This is a genomic window from Synechococcus sp. WH 8016, from assembly GCF_000230675.1.
Lineage (GTDB): Bacteria > Cyanobacteriota > Cyanobacteriia > PCC-6307 > Cyanobiaceae > Synechococcus_C.
In genome coordinates, this window is sequence record NZ_AGIK01000001.1 from 1227151 (window position 1) to 1245415 (window position 18265).

An 18265-nucleotide genomic window follows, 5' to 3' on the forward strand; every position below is an offset into this window, starting at 1 on the left:
ATGCAGATCTCCCTCTCTTCGGCCCAGCCACAGGCCTGGTCGGGAACCGTCTTGGCCCTAGGCATTGCAGAGGGGGATCCCAATGGCTGGATCCCAGCGATGGAGGAACGCTTTTCCATCTCCCTGGGCGACTGGTTGGAACAACGCAAGTTCCAAGGAAAAAGCGGAGAGCAGGCGAGCCTTCAACTCCTCAACCCCAACTGCTCATCCCTCGTGCTGATCGGCATGGGCCCTCTTGAAGCACTTGATGTCAATAGCTTTCGGAAGGCTGGAGCTGCTGCGGCACGGGCGAGCAAGGAGCAAGCAGGCAGCCTCGGATTGCTCTTGCCATGGAACGCCGTGAATCCTGCAGACGCAGTCAGCGTTGCAGCGCAAGCGGTCAGGCTTGCTCTCTACAGCGATCAACGCTTCCGCAGCAAACCCGAGCCCAGCATCCACCCCGAGCGTCTGGAACTGCTTGGCCCTCTCCCCAACACGCTCAGCAGTGCCCTCGAAGCGGTGCATCCCATTTGCGCGGGGGTCGAGCTCGCACGAGAACTGGTTGCGGCGCCTCCGAACAGCGTCACCCCATCCGCCCTTGCGGACAGCGCCGCTCAGCTGGCGCATGAGCATGGCTTGGACTTGAAGGTGCTCGAGCGCAGCGACTGTGAAGCCAGGGGAATGGGGTCATTCCTTTCCGTCTGTCAAGGCTCAGATATGGATCCCAAGTTCATCCATCTCACCTACCGCCCCTCAGGTCCGGCCACAAGACGGGTGGTCTTGGTGGGCAAGGGACTCACGTTTGATTCCGGCGGTTACAACCTGAAAGTGGGTGCTGCTCAGATCGACATGATGAAATTCGATATGGGAGGCAGTGCAGCCGTTCTTGGCGCGATGCGCTCGATCGCTGAGCTCCGCCCCGAGGGGGTGGAAGTGCACATGCTGGTGGCGTCATGCGAAAACATGATCAACGGATCTGCCGTGCACCCCGGTGACATCGTCACCGCGTCCAATGGCACCACGATTGAAATCAACAACACGGATGCGGAAGGCCGGCTCACCCTCGCGGATGCCTTGGTTTATGCATCCGAGCTCGAACCCGATGCCATCGTTGACCTGGCCACATTGACCGGAGCCTGCGTGATTGCCCTTGGCGACGAGATTGCCGGGCTTTGGACTGGAGACGATGCGCTTGCCCACGCCTTAGAGGGAGCAGCAAAGGATGCAGGGGAAGGGATCTGGCGCATGCCGATGCACCAGGACTATCGAAAAGGACTGAAATCACTGCTTGCGGACCTGAAAAACACAGGTCCTCGCCCAGGAGGCTCAATCACAGCCGCTTTGTTCCTCAAGGAATTTGTCCAAAGCTCCATCCCATGGGCCCACATCGACATCGCCGGCACGGTGTGGAGCGATAAAGGAAGAGGAATGGATCCTGCTGGAGCCACAGGCTATGGAGTCCGCACCTTGGTGAATTGGGTGTGTGCTCAAACCCAGCAAGCCGAGGCTTAAATTTTCCCAAGACTGTGAACCCACAAAAACAAATGGCTTCCAGACCCTTGCGCTGGTACGTGCGAGCTCAACTTGGAGTTCTGCTTTTACCTGCAGGTCTCTGCCTGTTCGGGGAAGCGATCAGTCGAAGGATTATTCAGCTACTAGGACAGGACCGTGGCCCTTGGTTTTGGTATGGAACGCTGAGCCTGATCTGCATCAATGCAGGAATCGGCTTAATGATTGAAAGCGGTCTTCTCAGCGGTTATCCAGGCCGACGAGCCGATTAGGACGCAACCGCAGTCATCGCACGTGGGCACTCAAGGGCATGAATTTGCCAACGCGCCCGCTCAGAACACGTCGCAAGTACACGATCCAAATCATCCGAAGCCTGCTTCGTCGACGGATAAGGACCAACGTGACGCGTCACTAGACCATCCTTGATCGTCAGCAGATACATACAGCCCCTCCACAAATCTTGGGCCAATGGTAAGGACAAAGTCTTAAGGCGTCGAGAGGGGATAACCCGCATCTTCACTGAGAAATGCCTGAATGGAACCAAGGCCCGAATTACAGATTTTCTTCGGTTTTTAAAAAGTGGTTATTGGGAGCTGGGGCTCGCCCATGCTGCTCCCGTCCTTGCACGTTCGCCCCATACGGCATCAAGACGGCGATCACGCCCACAACTGAAACGGTAATAGCGATAACGAAGCTCGTTATTATTGGCATAATTTTGATGATAATCCTCAGCAGACCAGAACTGAACTGCATCACGAATCTGCACTTTAATCTTAGATTTAGACACCCCTAATTCACTGGCAGCAGAAGCAGCACTCGCTTGCGCAACCACAGCCTGATTCTCTCCAGCGGTGAAAATAACTGGCCGATAAGAGTCTCCTCGATCACAAAACTGGCCTTGTCCATCAAGCGGGTCAACATTGCGCCAGTAATGCTGCAAAAGAGTGGCATAACTGATTTTATCGGAATCAAATCGCACCCGCACAACCTCTTGGTGTCCACTTTTTTCACCACTCACTTGTTGATACGTGGGGTTATCCACATGGCCGCCGCTATAACCACTTTCGGCAGAAATCACACCTTCCAAATCCTCTAAATCATGTTCAAGGCACCAAAAACAGCCGCCAGCTAGAACCGCATCCTGGACAGCTGCCAGGGCTGACATTGGGTTCAAAAACAGGATGCTGGCCAAAACCAGCGGGATCAACGCACGCATACAGTCAGGATGGCTATTGGATCTGGTCAAGAATGGCTTCAGCAGCACGGTCGGTCACACCCGGTTCACCAAGGGTGTCACGCAAGCGCTGATACCCATCCAAAATCTTTTGGCGCTCCTCCTGGTGATCCAACAGCGGAATCGCCAAGGCCACAAGCTGATCGGCGTTGAAATCCTCCTGTAACAGCTCCGGAACCAAACGCTCCTTAAGCAGAAGGTTGACTGGCGAAATGTGATCCACGTGAAAACGCAGAATTCTCCGTGCCACCCAGGCCGTCACACGACTGACGCGATAGCCCACCACTTGCGGCACACCCTGAAGGGCTAATTCCAGATTCACCGTGCCCGATTTACCCAGTGCCAAGTCCGCAGCGGCAAACAGGTGGGGCTTCATGGCATCCGCCTGATCGGCGGGAATGACGGTCCCGCGAACTCCCGCTTGGTCTAGGGCCTGTTGCAAAGGCTCCTCAAAGCGCTCCAATCCCGCTGGGACCATCACATTCAACGATGGGTCACGGGCCTGAAGGGTGGCAGCAGCCTGCACCAATTCAGGCATGAGGTAACGCAATTCCTGAGGCCGTGATGCAGGCATCAAGAGCAAGAGGGCTCCTTCCGAGGGCAAACCCAGCGCACGACGGGCAGCCTGGCGATCAGGCGAAACCGGAACCATGTCGAGAAGGGGGTGCCCGACCCAGGTCACCTCAGCGCCTCGACCGGCATAAAACTCGGCTTCTTCAGGGAAAATCGCCAGGATGCGATCTGTGAACTGCAGCAAACTTTTGGTGCCTCCCTCCCCAATGCGCCAAGCCCATTCCTGGGGAGCGATGTAATAGGTGATTGGTACATCCGGCAGACGGTCTCTGAGGCTGTGGCCTAAGCGCACATTGGCGCCCATGTAGTCGATCAACACCACCCCATCGGGTGGACGTTCTTGCAACACCCGATCCACCCTGGCTTGCAATCGAATCGTTGGCACGACCAAAGGCAGGGCTTCCCATAAACCGATCGCTCCCATCGGAGAGGTATCGGCCAGCAACTCAGCTCCAGCTGCCTGCATCCGTTCACCGCCCAGCGCGAGGACTTCTAAATAGAGTCCACGACGTTCAGCGACGCGCCAAAGGGCCTGAATCAGCAAGCTTCCCTGCAAATCTCCTGACACCTCGCCGGTGCTGATGAGCAGACGCACCATCAGCGACTCGATGGAGGAGGCATGGGGCCCCGTCGACCTGTCGACAAGGAACCCTCCAAAAACGTACAGAGATGATTTGCGGCAGGCAGCAAAGCCTGCTGCCTCGCAAGGTTTAAGCCATCGGAAATAACGTGGTCGGAGCGGTAGAGCAACGACCAGATCTCCTGAAGCTGTTTAAATTCCTGCCCCCCCTCGAGGCGGTGCAAGCCCTGGCGGCGCAAGCCCACACGATTGAGACCCCGAACTCTGCCTGGATGCCCTTCCACAAGACAGTAGGGAGGAACATCACGGTCCACACGGGTCATGCCACCAACCATGGCCATGCCGCCGATGTGCACAAATTGATGAATTCCTAAACAACCACCGATTACAGCCCGATCTTCAATCAGCACGTGGCCTGCAACTTGGATGCCATTCGACATCACAATGTTATTTCCAAGCAAACAATTATGCCCAAGGTGGCAGTAAGCCATGAGCAAATTGTTGTCCCCAATTCGAGTCTGCTCCCCTTCATCGGTAGCACGATTAATCGTGACGCATTCACGAATGGTGTTGTGATTACCAATGACAACCTCCGTCTGAGCGCCTTTGTATTTCAAATCCTGAGGTTCTTGACCTAAACAGGCACCCGGGTAAATGCGATTGTGAGCGCCAATGCGCAGAAGACCATCGAGCACGACGTTGGGACCGATCCAGGTATTCGCTCCGATGCTCACCTCAGGACCAATCACAGCTCCAGGACCGATCACCACACCATTGGCGAGTTGCGCTCGGGAATCCACCACCGCCATCGGATGGACCTGAGCGGGGCGATCGTCCGTGATCACTGATGTGGAGAGCTCCTCACTCATCACGATCAATCCACCAGAGAAAACATCAGCTCACCGGAGCAGACAAGCTGTCCATCCACCGTGGCCTCCGCCTTTACTTTGCCAAAACGCTTTCGTTTAAGGCTGAGCAACTCGCAGGTAATCCTCAATTGATCTCCAGGAACCACCGGCCGACGAAAACGAACACCGTCAATTCCGGCGAATACGAACAAGCCCTGGGGGAGATCCGGCATCTGAGTCACGATCAATCCACCCACCTGAGCCATCGCTTCAACAATCAAAACCCCAGGCATCAAGGGACGACCAGGGAAATGCCCCTGGAAATGGGGCTCATTGATGGTGACGTTCTTGATCGCGACAGCGCGCTCACCTGGAACGTGCTCAAGCACCCGATCCACCAAGGCGAAGGGATAACGATGCGGCAGCAGACCCATGATCTGCTCAGCATTGAGCACGGCAGAAGGCGAGTCGGTAGAGGCAAGAACGGTCAAGTGGCTCAGCGTTGGGGAACGAGTTGATCGGCAAGTGCCGCGGCCAGATCAGTATGAAGGCCGTGGGATCCGCGATAGGCAAGCACCTGGGCTTGAGGGAAACCCACGAGAGCGAGATCTCCGATTAGATCCAAGACCTTATGGCGCACTGGTTCATCTTGAAAACGCAGCGGCGGATTCACCCAGGAATCTCCATCACAAACGAGGGCGTTATCTAAAGCGCCTCCACGAATGAGACCCGAGGCGCGAAGTTGCTCCACTTGCTCGCGAAAACCAAAGGTCCGAGCAGGCGCAATCTCTTCCACAAAGGTCTGAGGCGTGAGCTCGAGGGCCAATTGCTGGCGACCAATCGCTTGTTGAGGGAAATCAATCACGCCAACCAGCGTGAAGCGATCAGCAGGCGTTGCAACGATGGCGCTGTTTCCGCGATAAAAGGCCAGCGGGGCAGAGAGCACCACCGGGGGACGACGTGGTGTCGACGCTGGAGTTAATCCGGCTTCTGCGATCGCTTCCACCCAGCCCAAAGCAGAACCATCGAGAAGCGGTATTTCCGTTCCTGATACCTGCAGCTCAACATGGGAAACGCCACAGCCAGCCAGAGCTGCGAGCAGATGTTCCACGGTGGAAAGCTGTCTGTCTCCAAAATCGAGGGTGGTGCACAGCTGGCTGTCGCGCACCTGTGAGGGATCTAAACGAACGGATTCTGAGGTTTGATCAAGCCAGCGCACATAGAAGCCTTCCTGCTCAGAAGGAACCAGGCTGACTTCACATTGCTGGCCACTGTGCAAACCAATCCCGGAGCGCGACACCCTTGATGCCAACGTCCAAGGCCCGTTGTAATCCGCAGGCCAAGACATCATTAGAACTTCCAGCCCACACCTAAGTTGAATCTCCATTCACCGGTCAAATCCTGACTGGCAACCTCAAGACGCAATGGACCCACAGGCGTCGTCACGATCACACCCGTACCGATAGAGAAGCCTGAACCTGGCTTTTTCAGCAATTTGCCGGGTTTTCCCGGAACACTGCTCTGGGAACCAAAATCGGTGCCCGCATCAACAAATAATTCCCCAGCGAAAATGCTGATAATCGGAAAGCGATATTCCAGGGTTGCTTCGCCGTAACTACGACCAACTGCTAGATCGCAGTCGTACCAACCACGCACTGAGTTCGAACCGCCGAGGCAAAAGGCCTCGTAAGGGGGCAAGTCTCCGACAATGGAACCAGCCTTGAGTTGAAGACCAATGGCTTGTGGGCAATTTGCTTTTTCGCCGGGCTTAGGCCGACAACCCTTGGCAATTTTCAGCCAATTCACGGGGAAGAATTGGGTATAGCTTGCTTTCACACGGTTGAAGGTTGGTGAGTTCTCACCAACCGACAGGAATTGCTCGGTCCCGAAACTAAAGAAATTACCCGAGGTTGGATTGCGGGGATCATTCAAAGTGTTGTAGGTGGCAGCAAATCGCAAGCCAGCTAAATTATTTTCAGTAGCGCAATTGTAAGAGATGCAAATAATATTTTCATTCGGAATACTGTTTTTATCACGGTCACTAGGGGTGCCATACACACGAGAAGTGCCCTCGAAATTGATGGGTCGAACACTTTGAACATTTAAACCCGCAAGAACCTGCCATGGCGCTTTCTTATAGGGGTCACCACCATTAAGAGGCCTTGCAAAAATGATATTTCCGCCAATCCTTTGCAGGGCAACAGAGTCGCCCTGATAATCGAACCAACTGTACTCGGGGAAGAGATCAGAGGCATCTCCAACATCATCAAACTTGCGCCCGGCTGGATTATCACTTCTATTAATCGCGTAAGCACGGGACGATTTGTTGTCTTCGTAATCCGTGACGGTCACAATGTCGCCATTGTTTTGGCTCTGAAAGACCTGAGGAACCTCACGACTCAAGAACAAAGAGGCCCTGAAGGAGGTGCGATGGGCATCCCCCTTGATCCATGGATCAGTAAACGTGAAATCTGCGAGACCGCCGTACTGCCCGTAGGTGAGATTAAGAGCCAGATTCCAGGCACGGCCAAACAAATTGCTGTCTTGAACCTGAACCTGTCCAAACACACCCTGACTTTGGCTATAGCCCAAGCCGCCTGATAGAGAACCGGTTGACTGCTCAACAATTCCCAAAACAATATTAACTTCGCCTGGATTTCCGGCAACGGGCTTCAGTGTGACTTTGACATCACTGAACAACGATGTTCCGTAAAGGCGTTTGATATCACCCTCAAGTTGGTTGCGATTAAAAGCCTCACCTGGCTTGATCGATATTTCTCTTGTAATCACCCAAGGTTTGGTTTTTCCACGAATCGGTTCACCTTTTTCGTTGGTGGTTTCGCCTTCCTTGTTCAGGAACTGCACCTCAACGCCCGCAACCGTACCGACAACAACTTTGAGCTGCACAACCCCATCTGGACTGACTCGGGTCGGTCCTGTGACCCTGGCAAGGGCATACCCCTCGCTGGCATACCAGGTTTGAAGTTCTTTCATCCGAAGCTGAAGTTCGGAGAGGTTCAGCGTGCGTCCGTAGTCGGAACTAAAGGCATCCTCAATAACCTGTGGAGGGATCTCATTGTCTTCAGGCAGCAACTCAACCTTGGTCAGTACAGGGTTGGGAACAACCTGAACAACAAGTTGCACGCCAAGCGGACCATTAACCGGTTCGATGCGAACGTCTGAGAACCAACCGGTGGCGTAAATCGCCTCCAAATCAACTTTAAGTTCATCCCTGGTAACGCGGCTACCAGGACGCACGGTCATGGCGTCATAAGCAGCCAATTCCACCCGCTCTTGCTCGGGGTGACCATCGATCCCTTCGATCACCACCTCTGTAATCAGAATTCTTGGCTGCTCAGGGCCCTCGTTTTCAGCAGCAACAGGTGCTTCCTGACCATCTTCAAAAGCTTCCACCTCAACGGATTGAGGTGCTGATTGAGGTGCTGATTGCGAATCAGGAGAATCCCCAGTGAGGGCATCCTCGAGCTGGATCTGTTCCTCCGAACTCTGATCGGAGTCAGCCTCAGCTTGCGCTCGAGCCGGAAGGGTGGTCAGAAGCGGAAGGGCCAGAGCTAGCCCCAAAGCTCCTCGCCGAACGGCGTTCCTGGTTCGGCATGAGGAGGAATTGACCATGAGGTGGTGCGGATATCGGCCGAAACGACCGGAAACGTCCGGTGACCTTACCTGTAGTTGCGGGGTTTAGGGGTTGCCCCTTGGACCCGTTTGCAGACCTCCCCGTAGGCCTCGATCACTCCTCCGAGGTCTTGACGGAAGCGATCCTTGTCCAAAATGCGCTCTTTTGCATCTTGGCTGTTCATGTCCCAAAGGCGGCAGGTGTCTGGGCTGATCTCGTCAGCCACAAGTAATTCACCCGCAGCGTTGCGCCCCAGCTCGAGCTTGAAATCCACCAATTGCAAATTGAGGCCCGAAAAGAAAGGGGTCAAAACAGCATTCACCCGTCTTGCCAACGTCTCGATTTCCTGACGACTTTCCTGACTCACTAAGTCAAGTAAGAACAGGCGCGACTCGGTCAAAAGAGGATCACCAAGATCATCATCCTTGTAATAGAGATCCAGCAGTGCTGGATCCAAACGAGTGCCTTGAGAAATTGGGGTTTCACGGCAGAGTGATCCAGTTGCCACGTTGCGCAGCACGACTTCAATCGGAATCACCTGGACCCGTTGGACCACCATCCAATGATCGGACTCCAATCCGCAGTAATGGGTTGGTATTCCTTCCCGTTCCAGCAACTCAAACAGGCACGCTGAGATCTGACAGTTAAGTCGCCCTTTGTCATCAAGTTGTGCACGCTTTTGAGCGTTAAAAGCCGTGGCATCGTTCTTGAACTCAACCAAAACCTCAGCCTCATTGTTTGAGGCATAGATGCGTTTGGCCTTGCCCTCATAAAGGAGAGGCCCATGGGTGCTGGTCATGGCGTGGGCAAAGGATTGGAAGCAGGAGCTTCGGATGAATCCGATTCTCCCAGGGAGGCATGGCCACCGGGCGCGCGAGGAGAGCGAAGCTGATCTTCAAGGTCTTGCAAACGCTGAGGATCCAGGTCAGGAGAGATCTGTTCCAGCTCGAGCAGCGTTAATCGGTCATCAACCCGGCTGGCCAACCGTCGCAGCCGTTCGCGAGGCCGATCAGCATCCCCACCCTGCTGCAGGGCTAAACGCAACTGCAGGCGAAGCAAATCTTCTGCCAAACCCCAAGCTTGCTCAGCGGCCGCTTGATCCAAGGCTGATTCCAACAACAGATCGCTGCGATCTGGATCAAGAGGTGCCAGCAGCTCAGCGACTTGACCAAGCCTGCGCGATGCCACAACTCCTGGGGTACGACCCGCCAGGAGAACCGTGACGGCCTCCTCCGGCCGGCCGGCTGCTAACTCATGGTTGGCCAGCAGATCGAGGGCTGAACGGGTGAGCGGCAAGCCATCATCCGAATAGCCCACGATCAACATTTCTGGATCAAGACGAGTGAGGTCTCCATCAGCCAAACGCCGAAGTGCAAGCACTGCGCGGTCTTGATCGAGGGCCGCACTGGCGGCTTGCCATGACAGAAGCAACCACTCCCTTCGCTGTGATCCTGGTCCAGGCCCAAATCGACTCAGCACAATCTGAGTGCTGTCTGGAGCCTTGCAGGCCATCAGCGCCCGAGCATTCGCCATCACAACAGCAAACGGTTGCGGAGCGGGCGCCACCAACATCAAACGATCGCGCAGCAGACGCAGGCGCTCCTGCAGGCCAAAGCGATCGGCATCGGCACAAGCCGCAGACAACTGGGGAATGCCACCGTCTTCGAGGACCGTTTCAAAGGCCTCTTTGGACATCGGCAGAACGACAGGCTCCACAGGGGCCGGGGCCAACGGCGGTGCTGCCGCCAACAAAAACAACAGTGGCAGGGAGGAAAGCCCCATGGGCTGACAGTCGCTCAACAAAGATGGACAGGTCAGGACAACGCGCCGAGCATTGCGCCTGAACTCCAAACCTAGGGGTCACCCCCCGTTCCGCACTCGCCCATGTCCATCTCCACCACCCGTCCCCTCTCGCTCCCACCGTTGCGCAATGTGCTCGTGGTGGGAGGTGGCGGACGAGAGCAGGCGTTGGCCTGGGCGTTCAGGCGCTGCCCAGAGATTGAAGGCATTTGGATCAGCCCAGGCAACGCTGGCACCAGCGATTTAGACGGCTGCACTCCACTGGCCATTGCAGAAGCCGATCACGACGGCATGGTTGCGGCATGCAGAGACCACCGCATCGATCTGGTGGTGATCGGTCCAGAAGCCCCCTTGGCCGCTGGGCTCGCAGACACGCTTTGCGGGCAAGGCATCGCTGTCTTCGGTCCGAGCGCGGAGGGTGCTCAGCTCGAGGCGAGCAAAGCCTGGGCGAAGCAACTAATGCAAGAAGCAGGCATCCCCACGGCTGGGTACTGGACCGTGTCCAACGAACAGGAGGGTCTTGCCCTCCTCCAACAACTGCAGCGCCCCCTGGTGGTGAAGGCGGATGGGCTCGCGGCAGGGAAGGGGGTAACGGTGGCGAACAGCGTGGAGGAGACGGCCACCGCCATTCAAGAGGCTTTTCAAGGACGGTTCGGACAGGCCGGTGAGCAGCTCGTCTTGGAAGAACGCCTAACGGGGCCAGAAGTCTCCGTGTTTGCCCTTTGCGATGGCGAGAACATGGTTTTGCTTCCGCCTGCACAGGATCACAAACGACTCCTGGAGGGGGATCAAGGACCGAACACGGGGGGGATGGGGGCTTATGCACCGGCCCCCCTGCTCGATCAAGCGCAACTAGAGCAGGTGCGCGAACGGATCCTGGAACCAACCCTTGCGGCCTTGCGCAAGCGAGGAATCCTCTATCGAGGGGTGATTTATGCGGGTCTGATGCTGACGCCCGATGGGCCCCAGGTCATCGAATTCAATTGCCGCTTTGGCGATCCTGAATGCCAAACCCTGATGCCTCTCATGGGGCCTGAACTGGCTCGCGTGCTGCAGGCCTGTGCCCTCGGACGTTTAGCGGATGCTCCAACACTCACGCTCACAGAGCTATGCAGTGCCTGCGTGGTGGCGGCAGCCGCTGGCTATCCCGACAGCCCCCGCAAAGGCGATCCCATTACCGTTGCGCTCGATCCCGAATCAAGCAGCACGGACCAACTTCAGTTGTTCCATGCGGGAACGCATCACAGCACGGAGGGGGTGCTGGAGACCTCCGGCGGCCGCGTTCTGGCGATGGTGGCGCAAGCGCTAGATTTTGATCAGGCCTTCGCGAAGGCCTACGAGGGATTAACGCAGGTTCGATACGACGGAATGCAATTCCGAAAAGATATTGGCCATCAAGTGCGCGCACCTAAGCTTTATTAAGCATTGATGCGCCATGAGTAGCGGTTCGGCACCAGCTTCTGCGAACTCCACTGCGTCCTCATGGGCAGGGTCAGTCTCTTCGGATACGGCCCCAGAGCAGGATGGCCTTTGGAGTGGCATCCGCCTCTGGTGGGCCGAATTCAGCCTTCAGACCAAACTTCTGGCCATCGCCACGCTGGTGGTGAGCCTGATGATGACCAGCATCACCTTTTTTGCGCTCAACGGCATCCAGCGTGATGCGGTGATGAATGACACCCGCTACGCCCGCGATTTGGGGCTGCTGTTGGCGGGCAACGTCACCGAGCTGGTGGCCGACGGACACGACCGAGAACTGGCCAATGTGGCCGAACAGTTTTGGCGGTCAAGCCGCAGCCTTCGCTACATCTTTTTTGCAGATCCAGAAGGCGTTGTTTATCTAGGGATTCCCATCAGTGGGAATGACGCTGACACCAGAGGGGACCTCCGTCTCAATCGACGCTTGGAACTCCCCAGCGAACTGAAATCGAGACCTAAAAATCCGCTTGTTCGTCAACATCTCACCCCTGATGGTCAGGTCACCGATGTTTTTGTGCCCTTGATTCAGGAGGGTCGCTATCTCGGCGTCCTCGCCCTTGGAGTGAATCCCAATGACTCGGCCCTGGCGAGTGCCTCGCTCACCCGAGAGGTCACCGTGGCCGTGTTCATCTCGATCTGGGTGCTTGTGATTCTTGGTGCTGTCTTCAATGCGCTGACCATCACCCGACCAGTCAAAGAACTCCTACGCGGGGTTCGCTCGATTGCAGCGGGAGATTTCCAAGCCCGGATCGGCCTCCCTGTTGGTGGCGAACTTGGGGAGTTGCTGGATGGATTTAATGCGATGGCCTCCCAGCTCCAGGACTATGACGCGGCCAACATCGAGGAGTTACAGGCTGCCCAGGTGAAGCAGGCCTCGCTGATCGCAACGATGGCGGATGGCGCGGTTTTGCTGGATGAAAAAGGTCAAATTGTTTTGGCCAATCCAACGGCTCGACGCTTATTTCGCTGGGAAGGGCGAAATCTTGAAGGCCAGGACTTTCTCAATGCCATGCCTGACCTGTTGGCCATTGAGCTGCATGAGCCTCTCGATGGAGTCCTGAATCAAGGCCGTGACAGCAATGAATTAAGAAGCAGCATCGGGGAACCACCGCGCACCCTCCGTTTCGTCCTCCAAGCCGTACGCGAACCCAGTGGAGAAAACCTGAAAGGGATCGCGGTGACCATGCAGGACCTCACCCGAGAAGTGGAGCTCAACGCAGCCCAAAGCCGCTTCATCAGCAACGTCTCCCATGAGCTGCGCACGCCACTGTTCAACATCAAGAGCTACGTCGAAACCCTCTACGAAATGGGGGATCAACTCAGCGAAACAGACAAGCAAGAATTTCTCGGCGTTGCCAATGCAGAAACAGATCGACTGACGCGGCTCGTCAACGATGTCCTCGATCTTTCAAGGCTCGAATCCCATCCCAGCGTTCAGTTTTCTGAACTCGATCTCAGGCCTGGTCTGGAGCAAACCCTACGCAGCTATCAACTCAATGCATCCGACAAACAGGTCGAGCTAGATCTCGAGGCATCGATCGATCTGCCAGACATTCTTGGCAATTGGGACTTACTTCTTCAGGTCCTGGATAATCTCGTTGGCAATGCTCTCAAGTTCAGCCGGAGCGGCAGCCGCATCGTGTTGAGGGCCTACACCTGGCCTGATAGTTGCGTGATGGGACCGCTTCCTGAAGATTCGCTTGAAGCACCGCAATGTGAAATGGTTTCACCTCTTCCAAAATTGCGGGTGGAAGTGAGTGACACGGGTTATGGGATCAGCGAAGACAAACAACAACGAATTTTCGAACGGTTTTACCGCGTAGAAAATGCCGTCCATACGGAGGTAGGGACAGGGCTTGGCCTCTCTATCGTGAGGGGAATTTTAGAGAAACACAGCAGCGTGATTCGCATGGCAAGCGAACCAGATGTGGGCACAACATTTTGGTTTGACCTACCGCTAGCCCAATCCGACCAAGACGAAATCAAACTGCAAGCTGAGCGGCAAAGTCGCTACGAACAAGACGAAACAGAACTGAGTTAATGCATTTCTGCATTAACTCAGCATCAACAAGGCTCATTTAATCCAGAATGATTGAAATTTACTCTGGAGCCACTCCACGAGCGATACGCGACAATTCACTTCGCTCATCCATCGTCACGCGATGCGGAACGCCACTAATAATTCGTTCAAAGTTTGAGAATGAATCCTTAATCTGAGGACCATTACCAGTGATCAAGAATTCACGTATTCCGCGATCATGCCAGGATCCACGCATTTTGAAGACATTAAGAGCGCGAGCCATCTCACCACGAATTTCTACATATTGCAGCAACAGAATCGTGTCAGTGATAGTAGAAATATGCGAGTCCGTAATTGAATGACTTCCCATAAATTCTTCCGACGTATTCGTAAAGAATCCCGCGATTTCCTCCTGTTTGGCATATCCAGTCACCCCGATCACAAACTGCCTAAATGCGTTATGGCTAACACCACGTGCGAGCGCTGATAGGGAGTCAATCGCCATGCGCGTGGGCTTGAATTGACTGATCTCAGTTTTAATAATCTGGAGGTGATCTTCCAGACCAGTCGACTCTGGGTAAGCGCAGATGATCTTCAGCAATCCATCTTGCTCCATCTGCTCAAAATCAATGCCCCAACTCGTGCCATTGCGTAGCAACTGAGCACGCGATTCTTCGTAGGCAAATAAAATCGCACGCTCTTTGTTACTGCATGCATCTTCAATGAATTTGGAGACCAATAGCGTTTTACCGGTACCAGTTGCTCCGGTCGCAAGAATGATCGAATCCTTGAAATAGCCGCCACCACACATCTCATCAAGCCGCGGCACGCCCGAACTCACACGCACATTGGATGAACGTTGCGTCAGCCTCATCGCACCAAGAGGGAAGATGCTGATCCCATGAGCACCCATCGTGAACGGGAACTCCCCCTTCATATGGGTAGTGCCTCGCAACTTGAGGATCTCAACGGTGCGCCGTCGGCGCTCGCCCTCCAACACATTGCGCAGGATCACAACATTGTCAGACACAAACTCTTCAACGCCATAGCGCGCGATGGGCCCATATTCGTCAATGCGCTCCGTGGTCATCACGGTGGTGACACCGATCTCCTTCAGCCGAGCGATGAGACGGAAGATCTCCCGGCGCACAACAAACACGGCGTCGTACTGCTGAAAAACCGCCGTAATCGAATCGATTGCCACCCTTTTGGCTTTGTACTTTCGGATGGCGTAATTAATTCTTTCAATCAGGCCAGACAGATCGAAACTGCCCGCCACATCCTGACCATCTGGATCCGGTGAAGCATCAAGAATAAAGAGCTTGTCTTGCTCGACCATCTCCTGCAAGTTCCAGCCAAAACTTGCTGCGTTACGCAAAATATCGAGCGGCGACTCCTCAAACGTGACAAAAATCCCCGGCTCATCGTAATGAGCAATTCCGTTATGGAGGAAATGCAAGGAAAAAACAGTTTTACCCGTTCCGGACGTTCCGCTAATCAGGGTGCTGCGTCCAACTGGCAAGCCGCCATGACACACATTATCAAAGCCCTCGATTCCAGTCGGAAGCTTCTGGACCTGCATCTGAGAAGAACCACTTGAGCTAGAAATCTGCATAACCGCGACCTTGCTCTCCAACGTTAATAAGGAAAATCCTTCGCATCCGCTAGATCACCCTGTGACTTAAGAATCTGCTTCGGCGATGTCCGGGTCTTCCAACGCGTCCATCAGCGAAGAGCCATGGCTGTTGTCAACAAGCTCGTCGTAAAGAAGATCGAGTCCGATCAGCACCCGTTCGCGATCAGAAAGGTCACCAATAATCCGACGCACAGGGGGCGGAAGAATTTTAGACAACGTGGGTGTAGCCAGAATTTTGTCCTCTTCCGCAAGCTGAGGATTTTTCAAGACATCAATGACCTTCAAGGCGTAAACACCTTTGAATTCAGTTTCAAGGATATTTCGAAGCGTTTTGAGTGCACGCATCGAATTCGGCGTGTTCCCAGCTACATAGAGCTTGAGGATGTAAGTCTTCCGGGGGCTCACAAGGTCACCTCCGAATCCTGAAGCTGGCGACGCTGAGATCCAGAGGGAACCAAGGGAATATCTCCAGGAACCGAACGTCGGTACATTTCGCAAAGGTGAGCCATGACGTCCAGCAGTGCAAGGCGGTAATCCTGAAGGAAGTCGTCTTTATGTCCTTCAAGTCTGAGTTGTTTCCAAAAGTCGTCAATCAGATTCATATGGATCTCAACGGTTTGGGTAATGGGCAAGTCGCCAAAAAAAGCGGTATTCACAAAACTCTCTAAAGCCTGGTTGGCCGCCGCGGGGTCACGGAAATAACCAATCAGCAAATCTCGGTAGGTTCGCTGCAGCGACTGCAGCAACTCCCGCTGTTCATGGGGCGGAAGATTGGCCAAGAATCGAGAGGGATCGCGCTTGTAAAAGACCCCGAGGTAGCCCAGCCTTTCCTGCAAACGACTAGACAACTTCCAGGCACTGCCCTCGGGCTGACCGCCAACCTGATCCGATTCAGCGGATCCATCTTCAGGGCGAATATCTTTCTGCCCGTGACGCAGAAACCGTGAAATTGCTGCGTCCACGTTGTAGCCCAGCTGCTCGAGCTGGTCGCCTGGCAGGTGGACTTCTTCGGGGTGGTAATCGACACGCCCCATCAATTCGCCCACCACAACGGCTGGAAAGAGCAGCCCACGAGCCAATAAGTCCTCTCGTGTCTGCTCTTCCAGAAGAGATTGTTCAATCACAACGGCATCAACAGCCTCCCGTTGTCGCTCCAAAGCGGAAACGACATCGACGGCAGAATCCTCAAGGCCAAGGTCAACCCTGGTGTAGCGATTGCCAGGCAACCACTGACAGCAAGCCGATTCAAGCTCAGGCGACCTCAACAAGAACGCGATCGTGAGTGCCGGCCTGCTCATCCAAAACGAAAAGTGATCAATTGAATCTTGACGAAAGAGAGCACGAAGGTCGAAGATCTTTGTTTGTCTTTCGATTGCGGCACAGGCCAAATCGGTGGCTTTCAAGTCTCCGAGCCTGTTCGCGTCCTGTAGCCCATGGCAGAAACCAGTAGCACCAGCTCACAAACCACTCCAGAGACAGGCTCATACGCCATTGTCGAAGCCTCTGGGCAGCAATTTTGGGTGCAACCCAACCGTTATTACGATCTCGATCGTCTGCATGCAGACGTCGACGCCAAGATCACCCTCGACAAGGTGCTCCTCGTCAAGAACGGTGACGTCGCCACCGTTGGCAAGCCGTACGTCCAGGGCGCCAGCGTGGAGCTCAAGGTGATGGCCCACCGTCGCGGTCAGAAAGTGATCGTTTATAAAATGCGCCCCAAAAAGAAGACACGCCGTAAGAATGGTCATAGACAGGAGCTCACACGAGTGATGGTCGAATCCATTTCCGTTGGCGGCAAAGCCATCAGCTGATTGCTTCAACCAGCTTCCCCCCTCACCATCTCTTTGATTTCCCATGGCCCACAAGAAAGGCACAGGCTCAACCCGTAACGGACGCGACTCCAATTCCAAGCGCCTCGGCGTGAAGGCCTACGGCGGCGAGAGCGTAACGGCTGGCTCGATTCTGATCCGCCAACGCGGCACCTCTGTCATGCCAGGCGTCAACGTTGGTCGTGGCAAGGATGACACCTTGTTTGCGTTGACCGACGGGATTGTCAAGTTTGAGTCGATCCGCCGCGGACTCCGCAATCGCAAGCGCATCACCGTTGCCGCAGCAGCTCAGTAGAACAAAAGGACCAAGCAGCCTCTTCAACAATCGAAGCAGGTTTATAGAAGAGCAGTGATCTTTTCTGAGGTCATTGCTCTTTTTTTATTGCAATCATCCAAACAATAATTTCCGATCTACAGCTGCGGCAAAACTCATCATTAACGCCAAGATATTCATATCAACCATGGCGTAAAATTCAAAGACGCAAATAGCTTCTGAATGATTGCTGCTGAGCTCATCAAAGGAAATTCAGTTCGCATCCCGCATCTCTTGCTGATACCTGCAGAAAGAGCTCCAACCTTGAGGCCAAGACCCAAGGGCAACATCAAGCAGGATCTCTATCCGAGCCAAAACGTTGGCTAAAGGAATAAAGGAAAGCAAGAACAGTTTCCGATTGACAGGAAGACCTCAAAGAGAGATTAAATCATAGTTTTATCAAACCATAACCAATCAGACAACCACCCAAATTGGCTTGATTAAACATACTGAGACCTGGACGAATGTCTTTACATCCATCGAATCGTCATAGGCCTAGAGAGCGGTCATCTCAGCCAACAAAGGGGCATAGCTTCACACAAGTCATTTTCCAATTTTTCCTTTTGAGGCTGATATGCCCCCAACGACTCACAGAATCCGACATCAGGGAAACAAGCCTAATCAGCCTTAGCGGGCTATTAACACCACACCAAGAGTCAACCAGCTACTTTGATCGCTTATCATCAATTCAATCAAATGAGCATCATGCTTATCACAAAAATCAGAAACACATTGCCTCAAAATATGGCCAATCGACAAAGACTCTGTATAGCAAAGAAGCTTGAGCTTTTTATGAAGATCATCATGCAGCTCAAAGGTGATACGTTTCATTTT

General features: G+C 54.3%; 18 protein-coding genes. 6 read left to right on the forward strand and 12 right to left on the reverse strand.

All coding sequences use genetic code 11. The features are described 5' to 3' along the window. Entirely contained in the window at positions 1–1491 is a 1491-nt protein-coding gene (locus SYN8016DRAFT_RS06705; protein WP_006853576.1) for a leucyl aminopeptidase, read from the forward strand. A 32-nt stretch (positions 1492–1523) separates the two neighbouring features. Then, complete coding sequence (locus SYN8016DRAFT_RS06710) at positions 1524–1760, forward strand: hypothetical protein (protein WP_006853577.1); 237 nt, start codon at positions 1524–1526, stop codon at positions 1758–1760. Between the two features lie 311 nt (positions 1761–2071). On the opposite strand, the gene msrA is transcribed toward SYN8016DRAFT_RS06710, so the two are convergent. From msrA to SYN8016DRAFT_RS06750, 8 genes are read right to left on the reverse strand one after another with little or no spacing between them, the layout of a single operon-like run. After that, positions 2072–2704, reverse strand: coding sequence for a peptide-methionine (S)-S-oxide reductase MsrA (gene msrA, locus SYN8016DRAFT_RS06715; protein WP_006853579.1), 633 nt, complete (start codon positions 2702–2704; stop codon positions 2072–2074). Positions 2705–2717: 13 nt separating this feature from the next. Beyond that, positions 2718–3893 carry a lipid-A-disaccharide synthase gene (gene lpxB / locus SYN8016DRAFT_RS06720; RefSeq protein WP_006853580.1) on the reverse strand — a complete coding sequence of 392 codons (1176 nt, stop codon included), beginning with the start codon at positions 3891–3893 and terminating at the stop codon, positions 2718–2720. After that, the gene (gene lpxA / locus SYN8016DRAFT_RS06725; protein WP_006853581.1) at positions 3893–4744 is read right to left on the reverse strand and encodes an acyl-ACP--UDP-N-acetylglucosamine O-acyltransferase; all 852 of its coding nucleotides are present in this window, start codon (positions 4742–4744) and stop codon (positions 3893–3895) included. The genes lpxB and lpxA overlap by 1 nt, the downstream gene beginning before the upstream one ends. Before the next feature lie 5 nt (positions 4745–4749). After that, entirely contained in the window at positions 4750–5214 is a 465-nt protein-coding gene (gene fabZ / locus SYN8016DRAFT_RS06730; RefSeq protein WP_038013497.1) for a 3-hydroxyacyl-ACP dehydratase FabZ, read from the reverse strand. 5 nt (positions 5215–5219) lie between these two features. After that, a complete protein-coding gene (gene lpxC / locus SYN8016DRAFT_RS06735) occupies positions 5220–6074 on the reverse strand; it encodes a UDP-3-O-acyl-N-acetylglucosamine deacetylase (protein ID WP_038013499.1) in 855 nt (284 codons plus the stop codon). Then, positions 6074–8356 carry a BamA/TamA family outer membrane protein gene (locus SYN8016DRAFT_RS06740; RefSeq protein ID WP_006853584.1) on the reverse strand — a complete coding sequence of 761 codons (2283 nt, stop codon included), beginning with the start codon at positions 8354–8356 and terminating at the stop codon, positions 6074–6076. Before SYN8016DRAFT_RS06740 ends, lpxC begins: the two co-directional genes overlap by 1 nt. A gap of 47 nt (positions 8357–8403) precedes the next feature. After that, on the reverse strand, positions 8404–9156 hold the full coding sequence (purC, locus tag SYN8016DRAFT_RS06745; RefSeq protein WP_006853585.1) for a phosphoribosylaminoimidazolesuccinocarboxamide synthase: 753 nt from the start codon (positions 9154–9156) through the stop codon (positions 8404–8406). Then, the gene (locus tag SYN8016DRAFT_RS06750) at positions 9153–10139 is read right to left on the reverse strand and encodes a hypothetical protein (protein ID WP_006853586.1); all 987 of its coding nucleotides are present in this window, start codon (positions 10137–10139) and stop codon (positions 9153–9155) included. The genes purC and SYN8016DRAFT_RS06750 overlap by 4 nt, the downstream gene beginning before the upstream one ends. Positions 10140–10241: 102 nt before the next feature. Here SYN8016DRAFT_RS06750 and purD point away from each other — a divergent pair, with 102 nt between their 5' ends. Together purD and SYN8016DRAFT_RS06760 are read left to right on the forward strand one after the other, a co-directional pair. Continuing rightward, positions 10242–11579 carry a phosphoribosylamine--glycine ligase gene (gene purD / locus SYN8016DRAFT_RS06755; RefSeq protein ID WP_006853587.1) on the forward strand — a complete coding sequence of 446 codons (1338 nt, stop codon included), beginning with the start codon at positions 10242–10244 and terminating at the stop codon, positions 11577–11579. Positions 11580–11592: 13 nt separating this feature from the next. After that, positions 11593–13674, forward strand: a complete 2082-nt coding sequence (locus tag SYN8016DRAFT_RS06760) for an ATP-binding protein (protein ID WP_006853588.1) — start codon at positions 11593–11595, stop codon at positions 13672–13674. Between the two features lie 58 nt (positions 13675–13732). Here the strand turns inward: SYN8016DRAFT_RS06760 and kaiC are convergent, their stop codons facing one another. The 3 genes from kaiC to SYN8016DRAFT_RS06775 form a co-directional block, all read right to left on the reverse strand. Continuing rightward, complete coding sequence (kaiC, locus tag SYN8016DRAFT_RS06765) at positions 13733–15268, reverse strand: circadian clock protein KaiC (protein WP_038013502.1); 1536 nt, start codon at positions 15266–15268, stop codon at positions 13733–13735. Positions 15269–15334: 66 nt separating this feature from the next. Beyond that, positions 15335–15694 carry a circadian clock protein KaiB gene (gene kaiB / locus SYN8016DRAFT_RS06770; RefSeq protein ID WP_038013503.1) on the reverse strand — a complete coding sequence of 120 codons (360 nt, stop codon included), beginning with the start codon at positions 15692–15694 and terminating at the stop codon, positions 15335–15337. Then, positions 15691–16587, reverse strand: a complete 897-nt coding sequence (locus SYN8016DRAFT_RS06775) for a circadian clock protein KaiA (RefSeq protein WP_006853591.1) — start codon at positions 16585–16587, stop codon at positions 15691–15693. The genes kaiB and SYN8016DRAFT_RS06775 overlap by 4 nt, the downstream gene beginning before the upstream one ends. Positions 16588–16722: 135 nt before the next feature. Between SYN8016DRAFT_RS06775 and rplU the strand changes: the two genes are divergently transcribed. Both rplU and rpmA read left to right on the forward strand, forming a co-directional pair. Continuing rightward, positions 16723–17100, forward strand: a complete 378-nt coding sequence (rplU, locus tag SYN8016DRAFT_RS06780; RefSeq protein WP_006853592.1) for a 50S ribosomal protein L21 — start codon at positions 16723–16725, stop codon at positions 17098–17100. Positions 17101–17143: 43 nt separating this feature from the next. Then, entirely contained in the window at positions 17144–17413 is a 270-nt protein-coding gene (gene rpmA, locus SYN8016DRAFT_RS06785; protein WP_006853593.1) for a 50S ribosomal protein L27, read from the forward strand. 645 nt (positions 17414–18058) lie between these two features. Here the strand turns inward: rpmA and SYN8016DRAFT_RS14475 are convergent. Next, positions 18059–18262 (reverse strand): hypothetical protein, encoded by a 204-nt coding sequence (locus SYN8016DRAFT_RS14475; RefSeq protein ID WP_006853594.1) that lies wholly within the window; start codon positions 18260–18262, stop codon positions 18059–18061. Between the last annotated feature and the right edge of the window lie 3 nt (positions 18263–18265).

Excerpts from the sequence above, each read along its gene's own strand:
- purD (WP_006853587.1), top strand. The coding sequence starts at position 10,242 with ATGTCCATCTCCACCACCCGTCCCCTCTCGCTCCCACCGTTGCGCAAT.
- rpmA (WP_006853593.1), top strand. The coding sequence starts at position 17,144 with ATGGCCCACAAGAAAGGCACAGGCTCAACCCGTAACGGACGCGACTCC.
- rplU (WP_006853592.1), top strand. The coding sequence starts at position 16,723 with ATGGCAGAAACCAGTAGCACCAGCTCACAAACCACTCCAGAGACAGGC.
- lpxC (WP_038013499.1), bottom strand. The coding sequence starts at position 6,074 with ATGATGTCTTGGCCTGCGGATTACAACGGGCCTTGGACGTTGGCATCA.
- SYN8016DRAFT_RS14475 (WP_006853594.1), bottom strand. The coding sequence starts at position 18,262 with ATGAAACGTATCACCTTTGAGCTGCATGATGATCTTCATAAAAAGCTC.
- kaiC (WP_038013502.1), bottom strand. The coding sequence starts at position 15,268 with ATGCAGATTTCTAGCTCAAGTGGTTCTTCTCAGATGCAGGTCCAGAAG.
- SYN8016DRAFT_RS06710 (WP_006853577.1), top strand. The coding sequence starts at position 1,524 with ATGGCTTCCAGACCCTTGCGCTGGTACGTGCGAGCTCAACTTGGAGTT.
- SYN8016DRAFT_RS06705 (WP_006853576.1), top strand. The coding sequence starts at position 1 with ATGCAGATCTCCCTCTCTTCGGCCCAGCCACAGGCCTGGTCGGGAACC.
- SYN8016DRAFT_RS06775 (WP_006853591.1), bottom strand. The coding sequence starts at position 16,587 with ATGAGCAGGCCGGCACTCACGATCGCGTTCTTGTTGAGGTCGCCTGAG.
- SYN8016DRAFT_RS06750 (WP_006853586.1), bottom strand. The coding sequence starts at position 10,139 with ATGGGGCTTTCCTCCCTGCCACTGTTGTTTTTGTTGGCGGCAGCACCG.
- lpxB (WP_006853580.1), bottom strand. The coding sequence starts at position 3,893 with ATGGTGCGTCTGCTCATCAGCACCGGCGAGGTGTCAGGAGATTTGCAG.
- SYN8016DRAFT_RS06740 (WP_006853584.1), bottom strand. The coding sequence starts at position 8,356 with ATGGTCAATTCCTCCTCATGCCGAACCAGGAACGCCGTTCGGCGAGGA.
- purC (WP_006853585.1), bottom strand. The coding sequence starts at position 9,156 with ATGACCAGCACCCATGGGCCTCTCCTTTATGAGGGCAAGGCCAAACGC.
- msrA (WP_006853579.1), bottom strand. The coding sequence starts at position 2,704 with ATGCGTGCGTTGATCCCGCTGGTTTTGGCCAGCATCCTGTTTTTGAAC.
- SYN8016DRAFT_RS06760 (WP_006853588.1), top strand. The coding sequence starts at position 11,593 with ATGAGTAGCGGTTCGGCACCAGCTTCTGCGAACTCCACTGCGTCCTCA.
- lpxA (WP_006853581.1), bottom strand. The coding sequence starts at position 4,744 with ATGAGTGAGGAGCTCTCCACATCAGTGATCACGGACGATCGCCCCGCT.